Origin of the sequence: Inquilinus sp., assembly GCF_039594555.1 — a bacterium.
Taxonomy (GTDB): Bacteria; Pseudomonadota; Alphaproteobacteria; order DSM-16000; family Inquilinaceae; genus Inquilinus.
The window spans coordinates 1-6,446 of record NZ_JBCNNF010000391.1 but is presented as its reverse complement, the minus strand read 5'-3'; the positions used below and the strand labels follow the sequence as shown (position 1 = coordinate 6,446).

The window sequence follows — 6,446 nt, the reverse complement described above, 5'->3', positions numbered from 1 at the left end:
TCATGCCCGGGCTTGACCCGGGCATCCAGAAGGTGTCGACGCCCTCTGGATTGCCGGGTCAAGCCCGGCAATGACAGGTGGGGTGTGGCTGGCCCACGGAGCCCCGCCATGGCCGCAGCAGCCGACTCCGCACGCAAATTCGATCCCGCCCGCGCCGGCGAATACGAGGTGCAAAGCCGCATCGCCCTCGCCGGCTACGATGCCTGCCACGAGCTGTCGGCCTGCATGCTGGCGGCCGTGCTCGGCTCCGGAGGCACGGCCGAGATCCTGGTGGCCGGCGCCGGCGGCGGGGCACGGGAGATCGTCACCGCCGGGGCGCTGGAGCCCGGCTGGCGCTTCACCGCCGTCGACCCGTCGCAGCCGATGCTGGCCCTGGCCGCCGCACGGGTTCGTGAGGCCGGGCTGGACGGGCGGACGGAAATCGTGCCCGGCACCGTCGACGACCTGCCGCGGGACCGGCGCTTCGACGCGGCGACGCTGATCGGCGTGCTGCACCATCTGCCCGGCGACGATGCCAAGCGGGCGATTCTGCGGTCGCTGGCGGACCGGCTGACGCCGGGAGCGCCGCTGATCCTGGCCGGCAACCGCTTCGCCTATGCCAGCCGGCCGCTGCTGCTTGAGGCCTGGGGCCAGCGCTGGCGCATGCATGGCGCCGGGCCGGAGGAGGTGCAGGCCAAGCTCGGCCGCATCCTGCAAGGCGCCGACCCGCCGGCCTCGGAGGAGGCCGTCGCCGCCTTGCTGGCCGAGACCGGTTTCGGCCCGTCGACCTGCTTCTTCTCCAGCCTGTTCTGGGGCGCCTGGATGGCCAGGCGGCTGTGATAGGCTGCGGCCGCCGATCTTCGAAAGACCCGCCATGGCCGACCGCCTGACCGAGACCAGCAAGTTCCTGAGCTATGTCCTGCGGCACAAGCCGCAGGCCATCGGTCTGGCGCTCGACAACGAGGGCTGGGCCGGAATCGACGCGCTGATCGCCGCCGCGGCCGCGAACGGCACGGTGCTGGACCGCGACCTGATCCGCGCCGTGGTTGACACCAGTGACAAGAAGCGCTTCGCCATCAGCCCGGACGGCGCCCGGATCCGCGCCGTGCAGGGCCATTCGACGGCCGAGGTGGCCATCGCCTATGAGCCGGTGGAGCCGCCGGAGCAGCTGTTCCACGGCACGGCGTCGCGCTTCCTGGAGTCGATCCGGGCGGAGGGGCTGGTCGCCGGCTCGCGCCACCTCGTGCATCTGTCGCCGGATGTGGAGACCGCGACGGCCGTCGGGCGCCGGCATGGCCGGCCGGTGGTGCTGACCGTTGCCGCTGGCGCCATGCATCGCCAGGGCTTCGTCTTTCACCGCGCCGAGAACGGCGTGTGGCTGACCAAGTCCGTGCCGCCGGCGTTTCTGGACGAGCCGGACTGAGCCCACTCCTCTCGCCGCTTTGCACTGTCAGTCCTGATCGGTCATGCGTTGCCTCTCCCGCCGGACGCGGGAGAGGCAACGCGTTCAGCTCCTAAGCGTGCCCGGCCTCGCCCGACAGCATCATCGGATCGATGCCGAGCTTGGCGATGGCGCGCTCCCACTTCACCGACAAATCCTCGCCGAACAGGATGTCGGAATCGCAGGGCACGGTGAGCCAACCATTGGCCTGGATCTCGGCGTCGAGCTGTCCGGCGCTCCAGCCGGCATAGCCCAGCGCCAGCATGTGCCGGCTGGGGCCGGTGCCGCCGGCGATGGCCTGCAGCACCTCGAGCGTCGAGGTCACGGCGACGTCGCCGACCACCACCGTCTTCTCGGCCTTGTAGTCGGTCGAATGCAGCACGAAGCCGCGGCCCGATTCGACCGGGCCGCCGAACTGCACACGGGTGCTGCCCAGGAGGTCGCCATGCGGGATACCGAGCTGGTCGAGCAGCGTCGGGAAGTCGATGGTCTGCAGTGGCTTGTTGACCACGAGACCCATGGCGCCCTGCTCGTTATGGGCGCACAGATAGATCACCGTGCGGGCGAAGGGCGGCGCGATCAGAGTCGGCATGGCGATCAGCAGTTGCCCCGCGAGATAGCCGCCATCCGCCGGCACCTTGACGCCCTTGGAGGATTTCGCCCGACTCATACCGCCCAATGCTCCGCTTTCCGTTTTCTGCCGCGACACTAAGGCTAACCCGCGCCGGGCTGGTTCCGAACGACTATATAGGCCAAAGAAAGGCGGTTTCATGGTGCCGGAGATTCGATGAGGTCTAGGCTCGCATTCCTGGCGGCTGCCGCGCTCAGCCTCGCCGCGCTGGCCGGCCCCGGCCTGGCCGGGGCCGCCGAGACGCCGTGGCAGCAGGCCAAGGGCGCGTCGGCACGGCTGGTCACGGCGGTCGATGGCACCGGCACGCTGGGCGAGATCCCCGCCGGGCTGCACATCCGGCTGGACCCGCACTGGAAGACCTATTGGCGGTCCCCCGGCGATGCCGGGCTGCCGCCGGCGCTGGACTGGGCGGGCTCGCAGAATCTCGGCACCGCGACGCTGGCCTATCCGGCGCCGCACCGGTTCCAGCTGTTCGGCCTCGAGACCTATGGCTACGAGACCGAGGTGGTGTTCCCGCTGACCCTGCCGGTGGCGCAGGCCGGGCAGCCGCAGCACCTGGCCCTGGCCGCGACCGTGCTGGTGTGCAGCGACATCTGCATCCCGGCCAACTTCAAATTCGCGCTGGACCTGCCGGCCGGCCCGGCGGCGCCCGACCCGGACGCGGCCAACCTGATCGACCGCTACGCCAACACCGTGCCGGGCGACGGCGCCGCTGCCGGCCTGGCCATCGGCCCGGTCGCGGCGACCGCGGCGGGCCCGAATGGCGGCCTGCGGATCGAGGCGACGGCGCGCGAGCCGTTCCAGGCGCCGGACGTCTTCGTCGAGGGCACGCCGGGCGACGCCTTCGCCGCGCCGCGCATCACCACGAGCGAGGGCGGCCGCAGGCTGGTGGCCGAGATCGACCGGATCCAGTCGGCCGACGATCCGCCGAAGGGGTTGAGCGGCACCCCGGTGGCGCTGACCCTGGTCGACGGGCCGCGCAGCGTCGAAGCCAAAGCGACGGTCGGCCCGGTGGCGGCCGCGACGGCGACCGGCGCAGCCGGCTGGCTGGGCATCCTGGGCGTGGCCCTGCTGGGCGGGCTGATCCTGAACCTGATGCCCTGCGTACTGCCGGTGCTGTCCCTCAAGCTGCTGTCGATCGTCAAGCTCGGCGGAGTCGAGGCCCGGACGCCGCGTCGGCAACGGCTGGGCCTGCTGGCCACCGCGGCCGGCATTGTCGCCTCCTTCCTGGTGCTGGCGGGCGGCGCGGTGGCGCTGAAGGCGGCCGGCGCCTCGGTCGGCTGGGGCATCCAGTTCCAGGAGCCGGTGTTCCTGGCAGCGATGGCGGTGATCGTCACCCTGTTCGGCGCCAACATGCTGGGCCTGTTCGAGGTGGTGCTGCCCGGCCGCGCCATGGACGCCGCGGCCCGCGCCAGCGGCGCCGGACGGCCGGAGCGGAACGGGCTGGTCGCGCCGTTCCTGACCGGCGCCTTCGCCACGCTGCTGGCCACCCCCTGCTCCGCCCCCTTCGTCGGCACCGCGCTGGGCTTCGCCCTGTCGCGCGGGCCGGTGGAGATCGGCGCCATCTTCGCCGCGCTCGGCCTCGGCATGGCCCTGCCCTATCTGCTGATCGCCGCGGTGCCGGGCTTGGCCCGGCTTCTGCCGCGCCCCGGCCGCTGGATGGTCTGGGTCAAGGCCGTGCTGGGCCTCGCCCTGTTCGGCACGGCGGCCTGGCTGCTGACCGTCCTGGCCGTGCAGGTGCCGCCGGCAGCGGCCGCCGTGGTGGCGGCGGCGCTGGCGGCGATCGTGCTGGTGCTGTGGCTGCGCCGGCGCGGTGGCATCGCCCTCCGGCGCGCCGGCGTCGTCGTCGCCATGGTCCTGGCCCTGGCGGCGGTGCTGCTGCCGCTGCGCTTCGACCGGTCCGACGCGGCGACGGTGCAGGCGGCATCGGCCATCCCCTGGATCCGGTTCGACCGTGCCACCATCCCCACGCTGGTGCGCGAGGGCAAGGTGGTGTTCGTCGACGTCACCGCCGACTGGTGCCTGACCTGCAAGGTCAACAAGCTGCTGGTGATCGACCGCGACCCGGTGGCCGCGGCCCTGGCCGCGCCCGGCGTGGCGCCGCTGTTGGCCGACTGGACCAATCCCGACCCGGCGATCGCCGACTACCTTGCGGCGCATGGCCGCTACGGCATACCGTTCAACGCCGTGTACGGGCCGGGGGCGCCGGACGGGATCCTGCTGCCGGAGCTGCTGAGCACCGATGCGGTCCTGGACGCCCTGAAGCAGGCCCGCGGCGCGAGCTCGTAACCCTTTGGCAAAGGCCGGCCGGCTGCGGGCCGGCCTCACAGAATCTGGCGGAGAGAACCCCATGACGATCAAGGTTGGCGACCGCGTCCCGTCGGTCACGCTGAAGTATCTCGGCAAGGAAGGCATGGCCGAGGTCAAGACCGACGAGCTGCTCGCGGGGAAGACCGTGGCGCTGTTCGCGGTGCCGGGCGCCTTCACCCCGACCTGCTCGGCCAAGCACCTGCCGAGCTTCATCAATAACGCCGAGGCGCTGAAGGCCAAGGGCGTCGACCAGATCGTCTGTCTGTCGGTGAATGACCCCTTCGTGATGAAGGCCTGGGCCGACAAGAACGACGTGTCGCCTGAGACCGTGTTCATGCTGCCGGACGGCAACGCCACCTTCACCAAGGCGCTGGGGCTGGAGATGGACGGGTCGGGCTACGGCCTGGGCACCCGGTCGCAGCGCTTCGCCCTGATCGCCAAGGACGGCGTCGTCACCCATCTCGGCGTCGAGAAGCCGGGCGCCTTCGAGGTGTCGAGCGGCGAGGCCATCCTCGCGGCGCTCTGACGCGGTTTCTTTCGTCCCCTTTCTGTCATTGCCGGGCTTGACCCGGCAATCCAGAGGGTGTCGACGCTCTCTGGATGCCCGGGTCAAGCCCGGGCATGACAGAAGGGGAAAGCCAGAAGCCCCTAAGCCGGATCGGTCTCCGTCGTGATCCGGACACCGAACTGCTCGAACCGGGCCAGCGCCGCCTCGGGCGCGACCAGGGTCTCGGGCAGAGCCAAGCCGCCGGACGGCAGCGGCAGCCCGTCCAGGCCAAGCGCGCGCTCGGCAATCACCACGGCGCCCAGCGCCGTCATGTGGTCCACGCCCTTCGGGTCCGACACCAGGATCCGCCGCCGGGCCGGCTGCCCCGACCGCGACACCCCCACGATCTCGATCACGCCCTCATGCGAGGCGCGGCCGCCGGCCCGGGTGCCGAGCGAGTCGGCCATGCCGAAATCGAAGCGGATGTCGGGGGCGCCGGTGAGCGCCGCCAAGCTGGGCACGTCGAGCGCGGCCAGGGGCTGCACCGTCGCCTCTCCGTCGGCGAAGCGAAGGCTGCGGCTGTGCTCATTGCCGTCGACCCAGGCCCATTGCCCGGCCCGGCGCAGCAGGGCGCGGGGGGAGAAGGCCTCGGCGTCGGCGGCGCTCATCGGGCCGACTGAATCCGCTGCATCGTAGAGGGCGGCCATGGCGACCGAGTCGACTCGATCGAACTCCGCGATCGCCGGCCGGGCCGCCAGGATCAACACCCCGGCCGCCCAGTGGCCGGCCAGCACCACCGGCCGCCGCGGCGGCGCATGCAGCGCCGCGAACACCGCCGGCCCGGTCTCCTCCACCACCTTGGTGACGCCGATATGGGCGGCGCCCTGCGCCATGGCCGCCCGGATCAGCGCGTCGCCGCGGTCCTGCAGCGCCGCCACGATCAGGTCGACCGGCCCGGCCTCCGCCAATGCTGCGGCCGGGTCGGCGACGTCGAGCCGCAGGGTCGTCGCCCCGATCTCCCGCGCCAGCTCAGCGCCGGACTCCGGAGTCCGACCCGCCAGGATGATCTCGAGATCCGGCGCCAGCCGGCGCAGGTAGCGGGCAGCGGTGCCGCCGACCGCGCCGTAGCCGCCGGCAATCAGGACTCGCTGAACCATGGTCTTCTTCCCTTCCCCAGAGCGCCAGCCGACAGGCGTGGCGGCACAATTACGAATAGTAAGTTACTATTCGTAATATGGAGAAAGGATGGTGCGGTTCAAGTCTCGATCGGCGCCAGGCCGCGGCCGAATTCGCGCAGGCCCTTGCGCGCCAGCTCGTCCACCCGCTCGTTCTCGGCGTGGCCGGCATGGCCGCGGGTCCATTCCCAGCGGATCTTGTGCGGCACCGTGGCGGCGTCGAGGCGCTGCCACAGGTCGACATTCTTCACCGGCTTGCGGTCGGCGGTGACCCAGCCGCGGGCCTTCCAGCCCTTCATCCACGTCATCACGCCGTTGCGGACATACTGGCTGTCGGTGGTCAGCACCGCCTCGACCGGGCGCTTCATCGCCTCCAGCGCCTGGATGGCGGCCATCAGCTCCATCCGGTTGTTGGTGGTCAGC

Annotated in this window: 7 protein-coding genes; 4 read left to right on the top strand and 3 right to left on the bottom strand. The window is 71.5% G+C overall.

What is annotated here, in order from left to right:
* Positions 1-108 precede the first annotated feature (108 nt).
* Both ABDW35_RS29520 and ABDW35_RS29515 read left to right on the top strand, forming a co-directional pair.
* Positions 109-819: a class I SAM-dependent methyltransferase gene (locus ABDW35_RS29520; RefSeq protein ID WP_343717422.1), complete on the top strand. Its 711-nt coding sequence runs from the start codon at positions 109-111 to the stop codon at positions 817-819.
* Between the two features lie 34 nt (positions 820-853).
* On the top strand, positions 854-1,402 hold the full coding sequence (locus ABDW35_RS29515; protein ID WP_343717421.1) for an RNA 2'-phosphotransferase: 549 nt from the start codon (positions 854-856) through the stop codon (positions 1,400-1,402).
* Positions 1,403-1,493: 91 nt separating this feature from the next.
* Here the strand turns inward: ABDW35_RS29515 and ABDW35_RS29510 are convergent, their stop codons facing one another.
* A complete protein-coding gene (locus ABDW35_RS29510) occupies positions 1,494-2,090 on the bottom strand; it encodes a YqgE/AlgH family protein (protein WP_343717420.1) in 597 nt (198 codons plus the stop codon).
* A 117-nt stretch (positions 2,091-2,207) separates the two neighbouring features.
* Between ABDW35_RS29510 and ABDW35_RS29505 the strand changes: the two genes are divergently transcribed.
* Both ABDW35_RS29505 and ABDW35_RS29500 read left to right on the top strand, forming a co-directional pair.
* Positions 2,208-4,340 carry a protein-disulfide reductase DsbD domain-containing protein gene (locus ABDW35_RS29505; protein ID WP_343717419.1) on the top strand — a complete coding sequence of 711 codons (2,133 nt, stop codon included), beginning with the start codon at positions 2,208-2,210 and terminating at the stop codon, positions 4,338-4,340.
* A gap of 61 nt (positions 4,341-4,401) precedes the next feature.
* Entirely contained in the window at positions 4,402-4,887 is a 486-nt protein-coding gene (locus ABDW35_RS29500) for a peroxiredoxin (RefSeq protein WP_343717418.1), read from the top strand.
* A gap of 122 nt (positions 4,888-5,009) precedes the next feature.
* Here ABDW35_RS29500 and ABDW35_RS29495 read toward each other — a convergent pair whose 3' ends face one another.
* Positions 5,010-6,005 carry a saccharopine dehydrogenase NADP-binding domain-containing protein gene (locus tag ABDW35_RS29495; protein WP_343717417.1) on the bottom strand — a complete coding sequence of 332 codons (996 nt, stop codon included), beginning with the start codon at positions 6,003-6,005 and terminating at the stop codon, positions 5,010-5,012.
* A gap of 98 nt (positions 6,006-6,103) precedes the next feature.
* Positions 6,104-6,446, bottom strand: a 343-nt coding sequence (rnhA, locus tag ABDW35_RS29490; RefSeq protein ID WP_343717416.1) for a ribonuclease HI, incomplete at its 5' end; no start/stop codon positions are given.

Coding starts and splice junctions, on each gene's coding strand:
- ABDW35_RS29495 (WP_343717417.1), bottom strand. CDS start 6,005: ATGGTTCAGCGAGTCCTGATTGCCGGCGGCTACGGCGCGGTCGGCGGC.
- ABDW35_RS29520 (WP_343717422.1), top strand. CDS start 109: ATGGCCGCAGCAGCCGACTCCGCACGCAAATTCGATCCCGCCCGCGCC.
- ABDW35_RS29510 (WP_343717420.1), bottom strand. CDS start 2,090: ATGAGTCGGGCGAAATCCTCCAAGGGCGTCAAGGTGCCGGCGGATGGC.
- ABDW35_RS29515 (WP_343717421.1), top strand. CDS start 854: ATGGCCGACCGCCTGACCGAGACCAGCAAGTTCCTGAGCTATGTCCTG.
- ABDW35_RS29500 (WP_343717418.1), top strand. CDS start 4,402: ATGACGATCAAGGTTGGCGACCGCGTCCCGTCGGTCACGCTGAAGTAT.
- ABDW35_RS29505 (WP_343717419.1), top strand. CDS start 2,208: ATGAGGTCTAGGCTCGCATTCCTGGCGGCTGCCGCGCTCAGCCTCGCC.